General features: G+C 52.8%; 16 protein-coding genes. 4 read left to right on the forward strand and 12 right to left on the reverse strand.

What is annotated here, in order from left to right:
• The first annotated feature begins 1 nt into the window (after nt 1).
• The 3 genes from HRU10_02060 to HRU10_02070 all read left to right on the forward strand — a co-directional run bounded on the left by HRU10_02060 (nt 2) and on the right by HRU10_02070 (nt 3,632).
• On the forward strand, nt 2-1,570 hold the full coding sequence (locus HRU10_02060) for an HDOD domain-containing protein (protein ID NRA26015.1): 1,569 nt from the start codon (nt 2-4) through the stop codon (nt 1,568-1,570).
• Between the two features lie 64 nt (nt 1,571-1,634).
• A complete protein-coding gene (locus tag HRU10_02065) occupies nt 1,635-2,804 on the forward strand; it encodes a type II secretion system F family protein (GenBank protein ID NRA26016.1) in 1,170 nt (389 codons plus the stop codon).
• 66 nt (nt 2,805-2,870) lie between these two features.
• Nucleotides 2,871-3,632 (forward strand): HAMP domain-containing histidine kinase, encoded by a 762-nt coding sequence (locus HRU10_02070; protein NRA26017.1) that lies wholly within the window; start codon nt 2,871-2,873, stop codon nt 3,630-3,632.
• Between the two features lie 53 nt (nt 3,633-3,685).
• Here the strand turns inward: HRU10_02070 and HRU10_02075 are convergent, their stop codons facing one another.
• The 9 genes from HRU10_02075 to HRU10_02115 form a co-directional block, all read right to left on the reverse strand.
• The gene (locus HRU10_02075) at nt 3,686-5,065 is read right to left on the reverse strand and encodes an AAA family ATPase (GenBank protein ID NRA26018.1); all 1,380 of its coding nucleotides are present in this window, start codon (nt 5,063-5,065) and stop codon (nt 3,686-3,688) included.
• Nucleotides 5,062-5,421 carry an adenosylmethionine decarboxylase gene (gene speD / locus HRU10_02080; GenBank protein NRA26019.1) on the reverse strand — a complete coding sequence of 120 codons (360 nt, stop codon included), beginning with the start codon at nt 5,419-5,421 and terminating at the stop codon, nt 5,062-5,064. The genes HRU10_02075 and speD overlap by 4 nt, the downstream gene beginning before the upstream one ends.
• Before the next feature lie 23 nt (nt 5,422-5,444).
• A complete protein-coding gene (locus HRU10_02085; GenBank protein NRA26020.1) occupies nt 5,445-6,134 on the reverse strand; it encodes a PspA/IM30 family protein in 690 nt (229 codons plus the stop codon).
• Nucleotides 6,135-6,152: 18 nt separating this feature from the next.
• Entirely contained in the window at nt 6,153-6,563 is a 411-nt protein-coding gene (locus tag HRU10_02090) for a CesT family type III secretion system chaperone (protein NRA26021.1), read from the reverse strand.
• Nucleotides 6,564-6,653: 90 nt separating this feature from the next.
• The gene (locus HRU10_02095) at nt 6,654-8,207 is read right to left on the reverse strand and encodes a polyamine aminopropyltransferase (protein NRA26022.1); all 1,554 of its coding nucleotides are present in this window, start codon (nt 8,205-8,207) and stop codon (nt 6,654-6,656) included.
• Nucleotides 8,208-8,224: 17 nt separating this feature from the next.
• Nucleotides 8,225-8,521 carry a hypothetical protein gene (locus tag HRU10_02100; GenBank protein NRA26023.1) on the reverse strand — a complete coding sequence of 99 codons (297 nt, stop codon included), beginning with the start codon at nt 8,519-8,521 and terminating at the stop codon, nt 8,225-8,227.
• Nucleotides 8,522-8,540: 19 nt separating this feature from the next.
• The gene (locus HRU10_02105) at nt 8,541-9,137 is read right to left on the reverse strand and encodes a hypothetical protein (protein ID NRA26024.1); all 597 of its coding nucleotides are present in this window, start codon (nt 9,135-9,137) and stop codon (nt 8,541-8,543) included.
• Nucleotides 9,138-9,150: 13 nt separating this feature from the next.
• Nucleotides 9,151-9,999: a DUF350 domain-containing protein gene (locus tag HRU10_02110; GenBank protein NRA26025.1), complete on the reverse strand. Its 849-nt coding sequence runs from the start codon at nt 9,997-9,999 to the stop codon at nt 9,151-9,153.
• 14 nt (nt 10,000-10,013) lie between these two features.
• A complete protein-coding gene (locus tag HRU10_02115; protein NRA26026.1) occupies nt 10,014-10,646 on the reverse strand; it encodes a DUF4178 domain-containing protein in 633 nt (210 codons plus the stop codon).
• Between the two features lie 74 nt (nt 10,647-10,720).
• On the opposite strand from HRU10_02115, the gene HRU10_02120 reads away from it, so the two are divergent.
• On the forward strand, nt 10,721-11,653 hold the full coding sequence (locus tag HRU10_02120; GenBank protein NRA26027.1) for a metalloregulator ArsR/SmtB family transcription factor: 933 nt from the start codon (nt 10,721-10,723) through the stop codon (nt 11,651-11,653).
• A gap of 210 nt (nt 11,654-11,863) precedes the next feature.
• Here the strand turns inward: HRU10_02120 and HRU10_02125 are convergent, their stop codons facing one another.
• From HRU10_02125 to mfd, 3 genes are read right to left on the reverse strand one after another with little or no spacing between them, the layout of a single operon-like run.
• Nucleotides 11,864-12,127 carry a hypothetical protein gene (locus HRU10_02125; protein ID NRA26028.1) on the reverse strand — a complete coding sequence of 88 codons (264 nt, stop codon included), beginning with the start codon at nt 12,125-12,127 and terminating at the stop codon, nt 11,864-11,866.
• A gap of 10 nt (nt 12,128-12,137) precedes the next feature.
• Complete coding sequence (locus HRU10_02130) at nt 12,138-13,142, reverse strand: peptidylprolyl isomerase (GenBank protein ID NRA26029.1); 1,005 nt, start codon at nt 13,140-13,142, stop codon at nt 12,138-12,140.
• A complete protein-coding gene (gene mfd, locus HRU10_02135) occupies nt 13,139-16,561 on the reverse strand; it encodes a transcription-repair coupling factor (GenBank protein ID NRA26030.1) in 3,423 nt (1,140 codons plus the stop codon). The genes HRU10_02130 and mfd overlap by 4 nt, the downstream gene beginning before the upstream one ends.
• Nucleotides 16,562-16,574: the final 13 nt, after the last annotated feature.

Below are 16,574 nucleotides of genomic sequence, written 5' to 3' on the forward strand. Positions count from 1 at the left end.
GATGTCTGGGTCTGAAGAGAACACGTCTATTTCGCAAGAGTCCCTCGCGGAGCACACTATAGAGACTATTCGTGGATCCCTATCTGGGCGGGATTCAATGGGGCTCAACGGTATTATTCGTCTGGTTCAAGACCTCTCGTCTCGCGCTCTTTCACTTTCCGTCGATGAATTATCGAACATGATAGGCAGTGATCCTAAGGTCGCTAGTAAAGTCATCAGTGCGGCAAATACCTTGTCCTACAATCCCTTTGGCGTATCAATTAAAAGCGTAACTCAAGCCATTCACCTCCTCGGTTTTGATCAGATCAGCAACCTGACTCTATCACTTCTCCTGATGAGCAAGGCGGATTCGAAGCGCAACCCCATGGAGCAGCGCGAGATCTCAGCTAAAACGTTAGTGAGTGCTTATATGGCGAAGGAATTGGCCCTTGAGATTGGGATGGATCCCTTTCAATCCCTTGCGTGCACCGCATTGCGCAGTTTCGCCAAACTGTTGATGTCATCCTTCATGATCGACGCCTATCGCGAGGCGAATGCTGAGGCAAAGTATATGAGCGAAGATGCAGCTTACAGTAAAGTATTTGGCCTCACTCCGCTCCAGCTGGGTCACAATTTACTCCTCAGTGATCAGCTGCCCAAAACGGTGAAGCGTTGTCTGGACGAAGCGCCCGATGTGATCACCCGAGAATTGGCAAAGGATCCAGACAACCAGCTCTTAGCTCTCTCTGAAACGGCGATCCGTATCGTCCAAATCTCGGAAGATGAGGATTTGGGCCCCGAGGAGCTTAATATGCGAGTTCAGAAGATGATCACGCGCCTGCCTGGAGGGGAAAGTATTTCTGAAGCGCACATCAAACTTTTGTTTTCACGCACCTATGGCCGGATCTCAGAGTTTGAAAAAGAGAACAAATTCGACTTCTCTCAGTCAGCTTCCATCGAAGCGTGGAAAGCGCGCTCGCGGCAACGGGTGCCCAATGCGAAAGTACGGCCGCAAGAGGAAAAAAGGAGCAACGCAGCGGTCATAGAAAAGGAGGAATTGTCGCGGAATTCTGTGATGTTAACCCAGTCACCTTTCCCGGGGATCACCAGCCCGCTCTCTCGGGCTCTGACGATTCAACCTCCTGATATCCACTCAGCCTATAAAGCCCTTATCGACTATTTTTACACCGTGAAACAAATTGAAGAGGTCCTCATTTTCCTTCCGGACGAAGAGGACGCTTACTCTTGGTATGCCCAATGGGGGCGGGGAGTCCTGTTTCGCGGTGTCGGTAATCGCCCGATTGTGAAAGCCCAGCAGCGCGACCTTATAGGCTTGGCGATCCAAAGCGGACGCGATGTCTTCATACCACACGCAGATACGGTGAAAATACAAAGCCTCATTCCTAAATGGATGCATATCCCTTTTCGCGTGAAATCGTTGGGTATTTGGCCAATGTCATTGGATGAGGACATCCAAGCGCTTTTGGTCATGGCTCATATAGGAGACGGGTTTATGAGTCTTGAAATGACCGACATGAAGATCATTCAGGCATTGCGGAAGGAAATAGAATTTGCCTATCGGAGTATTTAGAACTTTTGATTAGGCTTTAGCACCAGTGACAAAGGTCGTTTTTTAAGGACCTCTCTTTTTCCCCATGGCACTTTTAACCGCAGCCCAACAAAACGCTTCTAAATCACGAGATAACGCTTCCGGCAAAAAGAAGATGACCTTCGCTGAGTCTCAGCGCTTAGCGAAACTGAAGGCTTATGAAAAGAAGTCGAAGCGGGCGAAGATTAAGACCGAGAATCTCGCGGTATTCACCGAACAGATTGCGAGTATGTTGGAGGCTGGCCTGCCGCTGGTTTCAGCTTTGGAAGCCCTGCAAGACCAAACTGAGAATCCAGTTTTTCAAATCATTATCCGCGATGTGCGCAATGATGTATCGAGTGGCATCGCCTTTTCGGAAGCCTGTGCGAAATTTCCTCGTGCGTTTCCCAACCTCTTTCTCTCGATGGTAGAGGCCGGTGAGGCCAGCGGTGGTCTGGCTGAAATCCTAGCCAAGACGGCGGTTTACTTTAATGACAGCGTGAAATTAGCCAAGCAAGTCAAAGGTGCGATGACTTATCCGATCGCTGTCATCAGTATCGCCATTATCCTAGTGGCAGTCTTGTTGATCAAAGTGATTCCGGTCTTCGCCGATATGTTTACGGGGTTCGGTGCTGAGTTGCCTAAGCCTACCCAGTTCGTCATCGATCTGAGTAATTTTTTGGTTGCATGGTGGTGGGTGATCCTCCTGTCCGGCTTCACCTTTTGGAAAGTGATGAGTAAAATCGTGAGCACTCCTAAAGGTCGGGTAGGAAAGGATAATGTAATATTTCGACTCCCGGTAATAGGGGCTCTGACACAAAGGATTAACCTGTCTCGATTCTGCCGTACATATGCGATTCTGCTTCGTTCAGGTGTCCCTATTTTACGAACCTTGGAGATCGTGTCTAGAGCGTCGAACAATGTCTTTGTGGAGGACGCAGTTAAGGAAATTTCCCGAAATATCAGCCAGGGTGGACAGGTTTCGGAAAGTATTGCAAGCATCGATTATTTCCCTCCTATGGTGAAACACATGAGTAAGGCTGGAGAGCAGACAGGAAACGTCGATGGGATGCTCAACAAGGTTGCAGATTTCTATGACGCTGAAATCGATACACTGGTTTCATCGCTGACTTCGCTGATGGAGCCTTTACTCATCGTCTTCCTTGGAACCGTTGTGGGGGGAATAGTGATGGCCATGTTCATGCCGATCTTCGAGCTTTCTTCCGTGGTTGGCTAGGTTTCCATCTGATCGGACAAATCTCGCTCAACTGGGGCCCTGCTGTGCCGAATTGGTTCATTGATAATGGCATCGCAAGACGACAAACACCCCGAGTCGCTTCATCGGCTTTCGCTAATCATCAATCAACTCGATGACTTTAGCGTCGTGCTTGGGCACATTTCTCACGATCTCAGCTCGCCCATTGGTGCCATACGGTTGTTTCTCGACATAGAAAAGGCGCGCCAGCCCGAGAACACTACGCCACGCAGTCTGGAGACATTTTCTCGACTCGCTGACGAGGCCGACGCAGCGAAGGAACTGATTGATCGCCTCGTCGAGTTTAAAGACAGCTTGGCATTGCTAGCATCTCCCATTGTCGCGCCCTGTCCTATAGGCGATCTGGTCGAGTCCTTTGTTCATTTTTGCCAGGACCAGGATCTGTTTCGCAACAATGCGTTGGAGTATCAGGATAAGTCCGAAGGGCTGCTTACCCCAGATTGGGATGCTAGTATGTTGCGGCATTCCTTACTTATAATTTGCCGAGATTTCGCACGCCTAGTTCCCCCCGAAAATAAGTTTTTTCTAGAAGTCTCCTCAGGACTATACTCCTATCAGATATCGATCTTCGCCAGCGGGCTCGAGGTGCCGAATCATCTCCTTGGCATTAGGCCCCAGCAACTCCGCCACAAACTCTTAGTCGAGCACGATAAGAAATGGCATCCGACAGCTCAGGTCTGGACAGAAGTCAACGCCATGGCTCGCCTCTTTGACGCCTCCTGGTCACTCAATTGGGACGCCGAAGGCCACGCCAGTTGGTCACTGAAACCACTTTCCCCAAAGGAATAAGTCTTGGGAGACCGAGAAGACGATAAAGCGCAGCAAAATGCGACAAACTCTGGCTACTCGGGAATATCGTTTGCCTGGATCTCCATGAGCTCAGCTCGGGTGACTTCGGTAGACGTCTTGTTGGAGAGGCGCAGGGCTTGGCTACGGATAGCTTGTTCGAAGAGGTTACGGCAGGTACGTCCATTACCAAAATCTTGGCCTTTGTGGGCTATGCGCCCGGTAAAGACTACCTTTAGCTTCTCGAGTCCTGTGTCGGATAATTCGTAGTGATTAGCCTGGCAGATGAGTTGGAAAATCTGCACCAACTCCTCCACATCATAGTCTTCGAAGATAATATATGCATTGAAGCGTGAGCGGAGTCCGGGGTTGGCGTGGATGAAGGTCTCCATTTCATTTTGGTAGCCGGCGACGATTACAACGAGTCGCTCGCGGTGGTCTTCCAAGGCTTTGACAAGGGCGTCGATTGCGTCGGCGCCGAAGTCATTGGCGGCGCCCTCCTTTTGGAGTGCGTAGGCTTCATCAATAAAGAGGATGCCGTCGAGCGCAGATTGAATAACTTCGCCTGTCTTTTGCTCGGTATGACCCACGTATTGGCCGACGAGTCCCGTGCGATCAACTTCGACGAGATGACCTTTTTTTAAAATGCCTAGGGCTTTGAAGATACGTGCGACAAGGCGAGCCACAGTGGTTTTTCCGGTGCCGGGATTCCCTGTAAATACCATGTGGAGCGAAAGCGGGGCCTGGGAGAGGTCGTGCCGGGCACGTTGCTCCTGGATTTTCAGAAAGCTCGTCAATTTGCGTATCTCAGCTTTTACGCCTTCGAGACCCACCAAAGCTTCCAGCTCTTCAAGCACAGCTTCGGCGCTTTCTGAAGATTTCGCCGTGGTTGCAGTCGCTCCTATGGCCGCTGAGGAAGCGCTGCTTGTGGGTTCTACCGCCTGATCTGATAAGCTCTCACGTGGAGGTAAGCTATCTCCGACGACGATAGCATCCACCTCTGCGATCAGTTGAGTGAGCTGTGTGGTCGCTGGGACTGGAAAGGTGCTCATCACTGTATTGAGAAGCATCGATTCTTCGCTGTTGATGCGCCCGTCCACACGGCTGGTTACAATTGCGAATCGCAGCAGGGCCTCTGCGAGTTCTGAGCTTTGTTTGGCCAGAGTAAAGTGGTCGAGAGAGAACGAGGGCTGGCTATCAATTCGGGTTTGGAGGAGGTCTTGATACATCCCGCTCCAATTGAGTGAGCGCGCTACGGTGTCGCGCCAGTGCCTTTCCGTTGCGCTGAAATCTCCGTCGAAATGAGCTGCGATGTAGATCAGGTAGGCGATTTCGAAATCGATTTCGAACGAAGAGAAGTGTTGTTTGCGCAAGAGTTCCCGGCGCTGCTGCGAAAATGTGTCGTAGCAGAAACGAAAGAGCGCGGCCGTATTCATGCCTGCGTGAGCTGCGCTCCGGGTCCGCGCTGTATGTGTTGGGCGCTCGTGTGTGCTGCCCCAACACAGGCCTCGATTTTTTTGAGGATCCGCTCGCACAAAGCGGCATCACCACAAGTGAAAATGTCGAACGAGGCATAGGCGCGATCTGGCCAGGTATGGACCGCGACATGGCTTTCTGAGATCACGACAACGCCACTGACGCCATGAGGTGAGAAGTGGTGAAAGGCACTCGTTACGACAGTAGCCCCGGCTTCAGAACAGGCCGCACGCAATGCACTTTCCAGTTGATCGGGATCGTTGAGTCGCGAGGGATCGCACCCCTCGAGCTCCGCGATGATCTGGTGACCTACCACGGTGAAGACACTCTCTCAGGCGACTAAGCGCCTTGGTTGAGTTTTGCTTTCATAGCCGCCAGTTTGTCTTGCACGGCTGGATTAGCGCTCGAGCTATCGAGCTCATCAAATTGCTTTTCAAGTGTATCCTCACCCATGCCGGCAATTTCCTGGGCCGCCTCTGCTTCCACTTCACTGCGTTCAGCTTTAGCCTTCATGCGGGCCATAAGGTCGTCGGCGTTGTTCGACTTCTTTGCAATGCGAGCTTTGGCTTCATAGATGCCTTTTTTGACTTCTGCGGCCTTGGCTTGCGCGATGATAAAGTCCTTATTCCGCTTATACTCGGCCAGTTGTTCCTCCATGCCGTGGATATCACGCTTGAGGTCTTCGACGCCCGTTTTTTGGGTCTCCCAATTTTGCTGCAAGCCTCCGACTTTCTGCTCGTGCTCCGTCGCGCGCTGCAGCGCCTTTACGGCGAGATCTTCTTTGCCGGATTTCAGGGCGGCTTGAGCGCGCTGTTCCCAGGCGAGTTGCTCAGCTTTCTCTGTATCCAGGAGTTTTTTGGTCTGGCGCTCGGTAGCAATGCAGCTCTGGACTGACTTTTTGGCATCGCGGATTTGCACCTCTTTGTCGCGGATCGCCTGTTCCAGCATCAGCTCCGGCTTTTCCATTTTATCCAGTGCCTTGTTTACTGAGGCCTGGCCAATCTTGAAGAAACGACTGAAAATACTCATGATCTGAAAATCTGTGGATTATTTGAGGTAAGAGCTGAGGAGGGCTTCGGCTTGGTCCGTCGCCAATTCAAGTGCGCTGAAAACGCTGAGTAATTCTTCGTCGCTCAAATCGCCCGAAATACGGCTTTCCACTAGAACGAGGCGCGGGTCTTCTGCGTTGGTGCTGTCGATACCGAAGCTCACCGGCTGAATCTCGGTGTTGAGATCGAGGAGAGCCTGATACAGCTCTGCGCTGGCGACGTCGGAGATGTTGCCGAGATCGACTGAAAAGTAGAGGCTGGAGTCCGTGATGCTGAGAAACACGGGGAGTTCGTCATCGCGGATAACGCGGTAGACTTGGGTGTCGACTTCCTCGACTTCGAAGCCGTTAAGCGAGAGAAACTCGTCAAGGCTGTGGTGACGCGTGCTGTGGACAGATATGGTGTTCATAAATGGTAAAATTGATCTAGGATGGGGCAAACCTTTGGGCGATATGTGGTGTTACGGGCTCTTCGAGGAGCGGGAAAGGTTATTTTGAGTTCAGCGCCATTTGCGCACGCTTTTGAGATAGCGGTTGAGGATTTTGGGTCTGTCTAAAGTACTTGCAGTTTGCGGATTTTTTGGAAGCTCGTCAGGCGGAAAAATTTTGGCCTGAGTCCAAACTTCGTGATTCAGATAACGCGTATGGTCCGGAAGTTCCAAAGTTTGGAAATCCCGAGTCGCATCCGTGGCTATGACAAACCCCCAGCGACCGAATGACGGCACATCGGCGTGATAGGGCAGCACCGTGCCGAATCCGGACGCCTGCATGCTGGCTTCAATGGTCCAGAAGCTTTCGGTAGCGTGGAATGGGCTGGTAGCTTGAGTTACGAAAATGCCACCCTGGGCGAGACGATTGCGGACGAGGCGGTAGAACTCGACACTGTAGAAACGAGCCAGGGCGATGTTGTTGGGGTCGGGTAAGTCCGAATAGATAATATCGAAGGGTGTATTGGCCTCATCGAGCCATCTGAAGGCGTCGTCATGGATCACCTCAACTTTGGGGTCTTGGAGGCTGCGCGCGTTAAGTTCAACTAAACGTTCAAACTCGTTAGCGAGTCGCGTGACCGCCTGGTCGAGATCTACTAAGATGACCTGAGCTTCTGGGGCATGGTTTAGAATTTCCCTTACGAGTAAACCGTCGCCGCCGCCCAGCACTAAAATGCGTTGGGCTGCGGGGTGGGCACTCAAGGCAGGCAGGGCGAGGCTTTCGTGGTAGCGGTATTCGTCCAAGGAGGAAAATTGTAAGTTCCCATTCAGGAAGAGACGGAAGTCGTCGCGGCGGGAGGTGATGACTAAGCGCTGGTAGGCAGTCTGTTCTTCGTAGACGACCCGGTCGTCATAGAGCGCCTGAGACCAGATGCCTGTCAAAGTGTTGGCGTAAGCGAATAAGCCTACGAACGTCACAGCGATGCACAGATTCAGGCCCAGCCAAAACGTCCAGATCGGTTGTACGAACTTGTGGCGGAATTTGAATAACACGATGAAGCCGATTCCCAGGTTAATCATGCCGATCACCAGTGAGCTGCGAAAAGGCCCTAAGCCAGGTAATAAGAAGAAGGGGAAAAGGATCGTCGCCAGAAGTGCGCCGGCGTAGTCGATGCTGAGCACATTGGAGATGTTTACTTTGAGCTGATAAAAACGCTCGAGCAAGCGCGTCAAAATGGGGATCTCAAACCCGATTAAGGTCCCGATGGCAAAGGTCAGAACAAAGGCGGTCCACTGGAAAGCTCCGGGCTGCATGGCATAAACTAAATAGAGGATTGGCACACTGAGTCCACCGATCGCCCCGAGCAGCGTCTCGAGCTTTAGAAAGAAGAGGTAAATATCATCTGGGATAAAGCGCGATAGCCAAGCACCGACCCCGAGTGCGGCCATGTAAATGCCGATCGTAAGCGAGAATTGAACGACGCTATCCCCTTTGAAGTAGGAGGATACCGTTCCAATGAGCAGCTCGTATACGATGGAACACAGCCCCGCGATAAAGATGGCCGCGATCAGGGCTACTGTGGTGCGCTGGTCCGGGGCCTCGTATTCCGCTGTAGAAGGGTCCATCCAGATGGAAGCTGGGCCTATTTGCCTCTGCTAGGGCCGCCACCAAAAAACCCGGGGCCACCCACGCTGCCAGAGCGTACGGAGCCCGACGTGCGTCGCATGGTCGTGCCTCCGATGCCACCCCCACCATAGTAGTCTGAACCGTAATAGCGCGGGCCTCCAAAATACCCAAAGCTGGGGCTCGAGCGATAAACGTAACGGTCATTGTTGCGTTCCAGGCCATAGCCAGCATATCCGTAGCCGCGCTGGCTTGCGGCAAAGGTGATGGCGTAGATTCCAAAAAGAGCGGCTCCGAGAATGATGTATTTAATCATGGTGTCTCTGTTAAATGGTTTAGTAACGGTACCTGCGTTGAGCGTTCATCTTGATATTGATAAATCCAAGCGCGATGCCTGCGACAATGGCAATAATCCCTACCAAGAAGAAGGGCATCGATGATGCTACTTTAGGTTGCATCCTGACCGTGATCGGAGCGGTGTCACCGATTTGGTTAGACTGGGCAAACATGTGGATGCGGAACGTTCCGCTATAAGGCATGGTGATCTTCACCGTTTCCTCGCTCTGCTCATACAAGTAAGTGTCGCCATCGGTATTTTCCCGATATTCTCGGAAAAAATTGATGGCATAACCAAAGAGTGTCTGGGCGTTGGCAGACTGGATCTGGACGTCGACATCGACCCAGCCGCGATCAATGGCAAGACCGCTGACATCACGCTCCATGGTGACAAGGAAGACTTGATTTTTGCTTTCCACCTCGAATGCCTTGCCCTGGCCTTGATCGCCGTATGCTTGGGCGTCGAAGCTTATTATGCGTTCGTCGCCCTGGTCGGTATTGAAAAACAAAGCGGTGAGGAAACACACCAATGAAAAGCCCACCAAAACCATAGGGAGGTGGCGGCTGAAGTTTTGTGCTGAAAAATCGCTACTCATGAACAGTGCCTCCTTATCCAAACGTTACACTGAGTAGGGCGGCAAAGCCGATAAGGCAGCATGCCTCCATGATACCGGCACCGAGGTTGCGGTCTTCTTTGATCTCCTGCTGGAGGTCGGCGTTGGGAAAAGCGATTTTATCGAAGCCGAACCGAGCGAGCGGTAACAGGGCCAAGCCGATCACGGCTTCGCCGGCGAAGATGCCGAGGTTATATTGCCAGCTTTCAAAGTCGCCGGCGCTTGCGTGCATCAAGATCATACCAATGGCAATCAACGCACCGCCAAACGCTGCACCTGCGGCAATATTATCGTCTTCGATCTCAGCATGGACATCAAAGGGCGTAAATTTGCAGAAGATCGGAGCAAAGAGGGCCATGAAGACCTGCCCTAATGCAAAAAACGTTAATGCTGTTAAGGGGCCGCCTCCCTGCCCATTTATTGCTCCAGCGATAATCAACGCCGAAGCAATATAGGCACCAAACTGAACAGCTCCGGTGCCGGCGTTTTGGTCTTCAATGATTTCCTTTACGTTGGAAAATTTGTAGAGCACCAGCTTGTCATTCACCACGCGCGCGATGTTGAGGAGGATGACGCCGACTAGCGAGTAAGCGCCGGTCATTACAATATCCATGAACAGTCCTTGGCTCGGACCGAGCAGGGCGCCAGTAAAGGCAATCACCACGCCGAGTATATAACCGCTGAAACTAAGGGCCAAAGCGGGATTGTCTTTCTCATGTAATTCTTCGTCGACCGAGTAGGGTGTCGTCCAATCGTTGAGCAATTTGGAAAATACCAAGACGAGGATCGCCAAGCCAAAGTAGGCCAGCGGGATGAGTAGGTAGGTTTGAAGAAAGAGTTCCATCAATGAGCAGAATTTCAGGCTTTGCCGTCGAGTGAAAAGATATCGATCTGCGCCGGGCGGATATTTTCTGAAAGGAAGGCTTCCATACGTGCCCCTGCCCATTGTTCTATGGTGAGGGAGTGTAGGCCATCTTCGCTCTCAAAGTCCCAATATTTAAAGCGTTCCCCCTGTGCACGAGCACCGTTGCGGTAAAACATCGCCTCGCCCCAGTCATCAAATTCGTAGCTGCGGCCCTCGTAACTGATCTCGCCTTCATCGGCTTTTTCAATGCGGGCCACTTCATCTGGGTTCAGGCCGATCTGGCTCAGCTTCATTTTCTTCACCGTAAGTGATACACTCAACTCGTCATCGTCCTCCACTTCGATCCACACTTTTTCAGCGCCGCGCTCTCCCTCAAGCTCAAACCATTCGAAGCCGTCTTCTTGGTAAAGGTGCTTGCCTGTAATCACGATTTCGAAGTCTTCGATGTTTTCTCCCACTCCTTTCAGTGTCAGCACGCCACCTGGCTCGACGTTCTTGATAGTCATCGGGCGATCCTTTGATCGATTAAATTCGCCCGTGGCTTCCTTGGGTCGGCTGAAAAACCAAAGAGCGGCCATAACCCCTAGGGCAACGACGATGAGAAGAATCAGTAAGATCGCTGACATGGGAGACAGGTTGTGCAGAGGTTTTGAGAAATTCAACTTTCATAATGTGCCAATCCTGCTTCTTATTTTGATGTATGGAGCCTCTTCTTTTGGATGCACTCAAGCTGCTCGCTGATGCGACACGCCTGCGTATTCTTCACATTCTCGCGCAGGAAGAATTATCGGTGGCCGAGATTCAGGAGGTGTTGGATATGGGGCAATCGCGTATTTCTTCCCATTTGGCTCAGCTGCGACAGGGGAGCCTGTTGGAGGATCGAAGAGACGGCAAAAAAGTCTATTACCGCTTGAGTTCGCGTCTGCCTGAGACCGCCGAACTCATCGTCAACCAAGTGTTGAAAGAAGCATCCGCGGATGTGCGTTGGGAAGCGGATCGTTTGAATCTCTCTCGGATCGTCGAGCGCCGTCGCCAGCTCAGTGAGCAGTATTTTAATACCATTGCTGGTCGCCTGGGTCGCAACTATTGCCCGGGTCGCTCGTGGGAAGCCCTGGGGCACTGTTTACTCCAGATGACTCCTGCGGTGAAGATTGTGGATCTGGGAGCCGGCGAGGGCATGCTCTCCCATCTCCTTGCGAAACGCGCAGATTCAGTAGTCTGCGTCGACATCTCTCCCAAAATGGTCGAATTTGGTGCAGACCTTGCGCGCACCAATGATATCCAGAATTTGGAGTACATCCTCGGCGACATTGAGCGAGTGCCCTTGGAAGGAGGGCAGTTCGACTTCGCTCTCCTGAGCCAGGCATTGCACCACGCGCAACATCCTGAGCGCGCAGTGAAAGAGGCGTATCGCCTGCTCAAAAAAGGAGGGCGTCTCGTCATCCTCGATCTGCGCGAGCACAGTTTTGAAAAGGCTCACGAACTCTATGCTGATCTCTGGCTCGGCTTCGCGCCCCACGAGCTAGAAAGCTATCTCATGAAGGCCGGATTCGGCTCAATCGAAGTGCAACCCGTCGCCCGCGAAGAGAACGAGCCGCATTTCGAGACGCTCTTGGCAACTGGAGTGAAGTAGGCGTGTGGGGGGGATCAAATAACGCGGAACCGGGGCTAGCCCCTCAGACTACTGGAATTGGATAAATCCGCGAATGGACGCGAATTTGCGCTAATCTTTTTTCTATTCTCCTTCAGGAGCGCCGGGAGGGCTCAGGCTTCGTTGCTTAGAGGGATTTCGATTACGACAACGACCCATGAATCACGATGACGCTTGAGATATGCCGCTAAGCTATCCCTCAAAGAACCGCAAGGAGTAAACGAATTCGTAGATGAGCCATCCCATTAGCGCGATGGAAATAAATATAACCAGGTAATAGCGCTGACGAAGACGGCGGTCGAGTAGATCAGAGTCACTCTGGCTGCCCTTGCGGCTCTGCTTGAGCATGTAGTCCCCGAAGCCAGGACCCACCTTGTTTGGTTCGTTTTCGGGGAGTTTGAAGGCTCGCCTTCTTTCGCGGAAGGCGTCCCATGCCCGCACGATCGCCCTCAACATAAGAAGATCCCTAGAGGAAGTATTTCACATACCCCCGTGCACGCAAACGCTCCATCCATCGCTGCTGAATCTCACGCGCCTGTGTGTTGGAAATGAACGTTTCAATGCGCTCGCGCACCTCTGGGAGCGGCTGGATCATTTCATCGCGCTTCTCCTCCACATAGAGTATGAAAATACGGTCTCCCAGTTTTACCGGCTCACTGATATCACCTGACTTTAAGTCAAAAGCGACTGCGGCGAGTTCTTCGCGGATATCGGACATTTGAATCCATCCCCAATCGCCTCCGCGACGGCGCATGTCGTCCTGACTATAGCGACGTGCCAAATCTGCAAAATCGGTTCCCTGGCGAAATTCTGTGAGGATTTTCTCCGCGTTTTGCTGAAGCACATCGGGCGTCTCGTCGGCGTAGGGTGCGAGCTGGATTTGGCGTAGGTGCACGGATGATTCCATATAGAACTCCAACTTGTGGTCTCTATAAAACTCTTCGATTTGTTCGGGGCTGACTTCAGCCATCGTTCTGCGAATCTCGCCTCTCATGACCTGGACGACGATATCCTCCTCCAGCTCGCGTCTATATTGGACCATGGTCTTATTCTGACTATCAAGGTATTCGAGCAGGGCGCGACGATCGCCTTCGAACTCGCGCAGGAGCATTTTTTCAAATTCGTTTTCGATGACGCTGCGCGGGATCTGGCGCTTTTCATCCGAGAAAAATTCTTTGATGATCAACTGACGGTCTATTTTGCTCTGAAGGATTTCCTTAGCGAGCTGCTCGACCTGGACGTTGAACTCCTGGGGGGAGCGGGAATCACGAATAAGCTGGGGGACGATCGGCGCCATCTCTAGCCGGACCTCTTCTTTGGTGATAATGCGGCCTTCGACGATGGCTGCGATACCGTTTTCGTAGCGTTCTTCCCAGCGGTCGTAAGTGCTGCTGGCAGTTTGTGCGAAAATAGACGTGAGGCTGAAGGCGGAAAAGATACCCCAGACCAGGGCGGAGCGGATGGCGTTCATGTGGCAGATGTGTGTCGCTTCAATATGGCTTTTACTTCTCGGACTCTTGAGAGTGCGTCTTTACCGGTCAAGCGAGGAAAGCGTTTACCCAGCATGATGAAAGACTCTTTGGAACCAGCTTGAGCCAGGCGGCATTTCAGGCGCGTCCCCTCAGCGACGACCTTGTCCACTCCCGCTTGTTCCGCAAGCGTGCGCACTTCGGTGAGGTGAAGGAGCACCTTGACGGGCTGGGGTAAGGCGCCGAAGCGGTCTTTCATTTCGTCGGCGATCGCGCGGACATTTTCGGGAGTGTCTGCGGTGGCCAAACGACGATAAAGATCTATCCGTAGTCGGCTTTCACTGATGTAGCTATGAGGCAAAAAGGCTTGGACCGATGGGACTAGTTCCTCCTTCAAGTCCGCCATTTTAATGGCACTAAACCCTTCGTGACCGGGAGCACTACGCGTCTGGTTCTCTTTTTCGCTGCGTGCACCGACGATCACACAATCAAACTGCACCTTAGCTCGTATAATGCGGGCTTGTTTATCGCCTTTGAGCCGCGCCACGCTCTGGCGTAGGAGTTGGCAATAGAGATCAAAGCCGACACCGGCGATATGGCCGCTCTGCTCTGAGCCGAGTAGATTGCCGGCTCCACGCAGCTCGAGATCACGCATGGCGATACGGTAGCCGGATCCGAGTTTATTGTATTGGCGGATGGCACTGAGGCGTTTCCGGGCCTCGTCCATCATTTTGCCGCGTTCGTTGGTAAGGAGATATGCGTAGGCTTGTCGTTTGTGGCGTCCCACCCGGCCTCGTATCTGATAGAGCTGGGCCAGGCCGAAGCGTTCTGCGTTTTCGATAATGATGGTATTGCAATTGGGAATATCGATACCCGACTCAATGATGGTCGTGCACACAAGGACATCATACTTGTGTGCCACAAACTTACTCATCACGCGCTCCAGCATGCCCTCGTCCATCTGGCCGTGGCCGACACCGATGCGCGCGTCCGGGATGAGTTGTTCGATCAGCTCGACAGCGCGGTCTATGGTGCCGACGCGGTTATGGAGGTAAAATATCTGGCCGCCCCGGTTTATCTCCTGGCGGATAGCACTTTTAATAAGATTGGCGTCGAATCCTTTGACGATCGTCTGAACGGGTAGCCGATCGACGGGGGCCGTTTCGATCACACTCATTTCTCGTGCACCGACCAAGGCCATATAAAGGGTGCGCGGGATGGGCGTAGCACTCAGGGTCAGGATGTCCACGGTGAGCCGCATTTGCTTGAGGCGTTCTTTGTGGCGTACCCCGAAGCGCTGCTCTTCATCGATGACGAGGAGACCGAGATCTTTGAAGCTGACATCACCGCTCAACAGACGGTGGGTGCCAATGAGGATATCGATTTGCCCGGCGGCAGCTTGCTGGATCACCTGGCTATTTTGGCCACTGCCGCGAAAGCGACTCACCATCTCGACTGTCACAGGATAATCCGCCATGCGCTCCCGGAAGGTATTGAAGTGTTGCTGACAGAGGACTGTGGTGGGGACGAGGATGGCGACTTGCTTGCCGGCATTGACAGCCTTGAACGCGGCGCGGATGGCCACCTCCGTTTTCCCAAAGCCCACGTCACCGCAAATGAGACGGTCCATCGGTTGGGTGCGCTGCATGTCCTGTTTGGTTTCCTGAATGGCGGTGAGCTGGTCTGGCGTTTCGCGATAGAGAAATGAGTGCTCAAACTCGTTCTGCCAGTCCGAGTCGTCAGGAAAGGAGAAGCCCTGTTCGGCATCGCGCGCGGCTTGGAGGCGCAGAAGCTCGCCGGCGAGGTCCAGGGTGGCTTGTTCGGCAGCGCGTCGCGTTTTGTCCCAATTGCCCGAGCCGAGTTTTCCCAGCTTCGGCTCAGTCTTACTCAGTCCGACGTAGCGTGTGAGTAAGTGGGATTCATGGAGGGGCAGGTGGAGGATGACGTCATTGGCAAATTCGAGGGAGATAGCCTCTTCGGTGTGTCCCTTGATCTCCACCTGAGTCAGGCCTCGGTAGAGGCAGATACCATTTTGGAGGTGCACGACGGGATCACCATCAGCGAGCTCCGAAAAGTCCAGTGCTTGGTCCATCCGGTTTTTCTGCGGTAGGCTGCGCTGGCGCACTTTGGCAATACGACGCCGGTTGCGGCCAAAGATCTCGGTGTCCGTCGCAAATACCCAACCTTTGGACTTGCTGCGCGCTGCAAGAGGGAAGGGAAGGTCGGTATTTTCCACGATCACCCCATGCCGCAGGATGCCGCGGAGGAACGTGGGCTTGAATTTCTTTAGATCGGTTTCCTGTTGAAGGATTTCTTTTAATCGCTGTTGCTCGCCCTCAGTATTGAGGACAAACGACACCTCAAAGCCGTCTTGCTGCCAAGCGGCTGTTTTCTCTAGAAAGTCAAGCCGAGCTTCTTGCTCCGAGTCGAATCGATCTGTCCCTAGCATGTCGTCGGCTGGGAATTGACGATAGTGGACGAGGTCCTCTGCTTGAATGCTGCGTTCCTCTGCCGCTTGAAACCACTTGGGGCGTTCGGAGAGTTCGGAAATGCCCACGAAATGAACGGGGGCTTTCTCCTCTTTGATGCGTTGCGTGACCCAAGACCAGTTCGGCTCCCGGGAGGTGGGCGAATTATAGAATTGGTTAGGGTGGTGTTCGGCGAGTAACTCGGGTTCAAGTAGAAAAATACGTGTAGGCCGGGTCAAAAAGGCAGTGATGCCGCCGTCTTGTTCGTTGCTTGCGCCAGCGCGGCCCGATGCAATGATAAGATCCGTTTTAACTCCTGGGTCTTCCAGAGTTCGTTGGGTGGCCGGGTCAAATGGGCGAATGCTCTCTACTTCATCGCCAAAGAAATCGATCCTGTAGGGCTGGTCGGCGTTCAGAGGGTAGATATCGAGAATACCTCCTCTTTGGGCGAATTGACCGGGCTGTTCGCAGACGGCCTCGGAGGCATATTCCAGCTCATTCCCAAGGCGGTCTACTAAACCGTGGAGAGCGATTTCCTCTCCACATTTTATATGCAGTTCATGCTGCGTGAGCCCGGCAGGATCTGGGCAGCGATCGAAAAACGCACCTACCGTTGTCGCGATAATGCGTTGCGTCTGTCCGGGATGGAGCAGCTTGGTAAGCACCGCTATGCGATCACATAGATGGTCAAAGACGCGCGGATCATCTGCATCTGAATCGGGAATGTCGGGAAAAGACAAGCGTTCTACTTCCGGCATGTTCAAAACCGTTTCCAAGTAGAAGCATGTTTCCTCTAGCCAGCGCTCGCTCTCCTGTAAATTGCGCGCGACGAGAAAAGTCTGCTCCATCGGAGCGTCGAGAATAGCCTGAGCTGCATACCAAGGCACAGCAGAGCCCGCCACTCCGGCTGCAAAGTGGGTATAGGCCGACGATGGAAAAACGGTCGCCTGCATAGAAGAAGTCAGT

This window comes from Opitutales bacterium, from assembly GCA_013215165.1.
Taxonomy (GTDB): domain Bacteria; phylum Verrucomicrobiota; class Verrucomicrobiia; order Opitutales; family JABSRG01; genus JABSRG01.

Coding starts and splice junctions, on each gene's coding strand:
- HRU10_02060 (NRA26015.1), top strand. CDS start 2: ATGTCTGGGTCTGAAGAGAACACGTCTATTTCGCAAGAGTCCCTCGCG.
- HRU10_02065 (NRA26016.1), top strand. CDS start 1,635: ATGGCACTTTTAACCGCAGCCCAACAAAACGCTTCTAAATCACGAGAT.
- HRU10_02070 (NRA26017.1), top strand. CDS start 2,871: ATGGCATCGCAAGACGACAAACACCCCGAGTCGCTTCATCGGCTTTCG.
- HRU10_02075 (NRA26018.1), bottom strand. CDS start 5,065: ATGAATACGGCCGCGCTCTTTCGTTTCTGCTACGACACATTTTCGCAG.
- HRU10_02085 (NRA26020.1), bottom strand. CDS start 6,134: ATGAGTATTTTCAGTCGTTTCTTCAAGATTGGCCAGGCCTCAGTAAAC.
- HRU10_02090 (NRA26021.1), bottom strand. CDS start 6,563: ATGAACACCATATCTGTCCACAGCACGCGTCACCACAGCCTTGACGAG.
- HRU10_02095 (NRA26022.1), bottom strand. CDS start 8,207: ATGGACCCTTCTACAGCGGAATACGAGGCCCCGGACCAGCGCACCACA.
- HRU10_02100 (NRA26023.1), bottom strand. CDS start 8,521: ATGATTAAATACATCATTCTCGGAGCCGCTCTTTTTGGAATCTACGCC.
- HRU10_02105 (NRA26024.1), bottom strand. CDS start 9,137: ATGAGTAGCGATTTTTCAGCACAAAACTTCAGCCGCCACCTCCCTATG.
- HRU10_02110 (NRA26025.1), bottom strand. CDS start 9,999: ATGGAACTCTTTCTTCAAACCTACCTACTCATCCCGCTGGCCTACTTT.
- HRU10_02115 (NRA26026.1), bottom strand. CDS start 10,646: ATGTCAGCGATCTTACTGATTCTTCTCATCGTCGTTGCCCTAGGGGTT.
- HRU10_02120 (NRA26027.1), top strand. CDS start 10,721: ATGGAGCCTCTTCTTTTGGATGCACTCAAGCTGCTCGCTGATGCGACA.
- HRU10_02125 (NRA26028.1), bottom strand. CDS start 12,127: ATGTTGAGGGCGATCGTGCGGGCATGGGACGCCTTCCGCGAAAGAAGG.
- HRU10_02130 (NRA26029.1), bottom strand. CDS start 13,142: ATGAACGCCATCCGCTCCGCCCTGGTCTGGGGTATCTTTTCCGCCTTC.
- mfd (NRA26030.1), bottom strand. CDS start 16,561: ATGCAGGCGACCGTTTTTCCATCGTCGGCCTATACCCACTTTGCAGCC.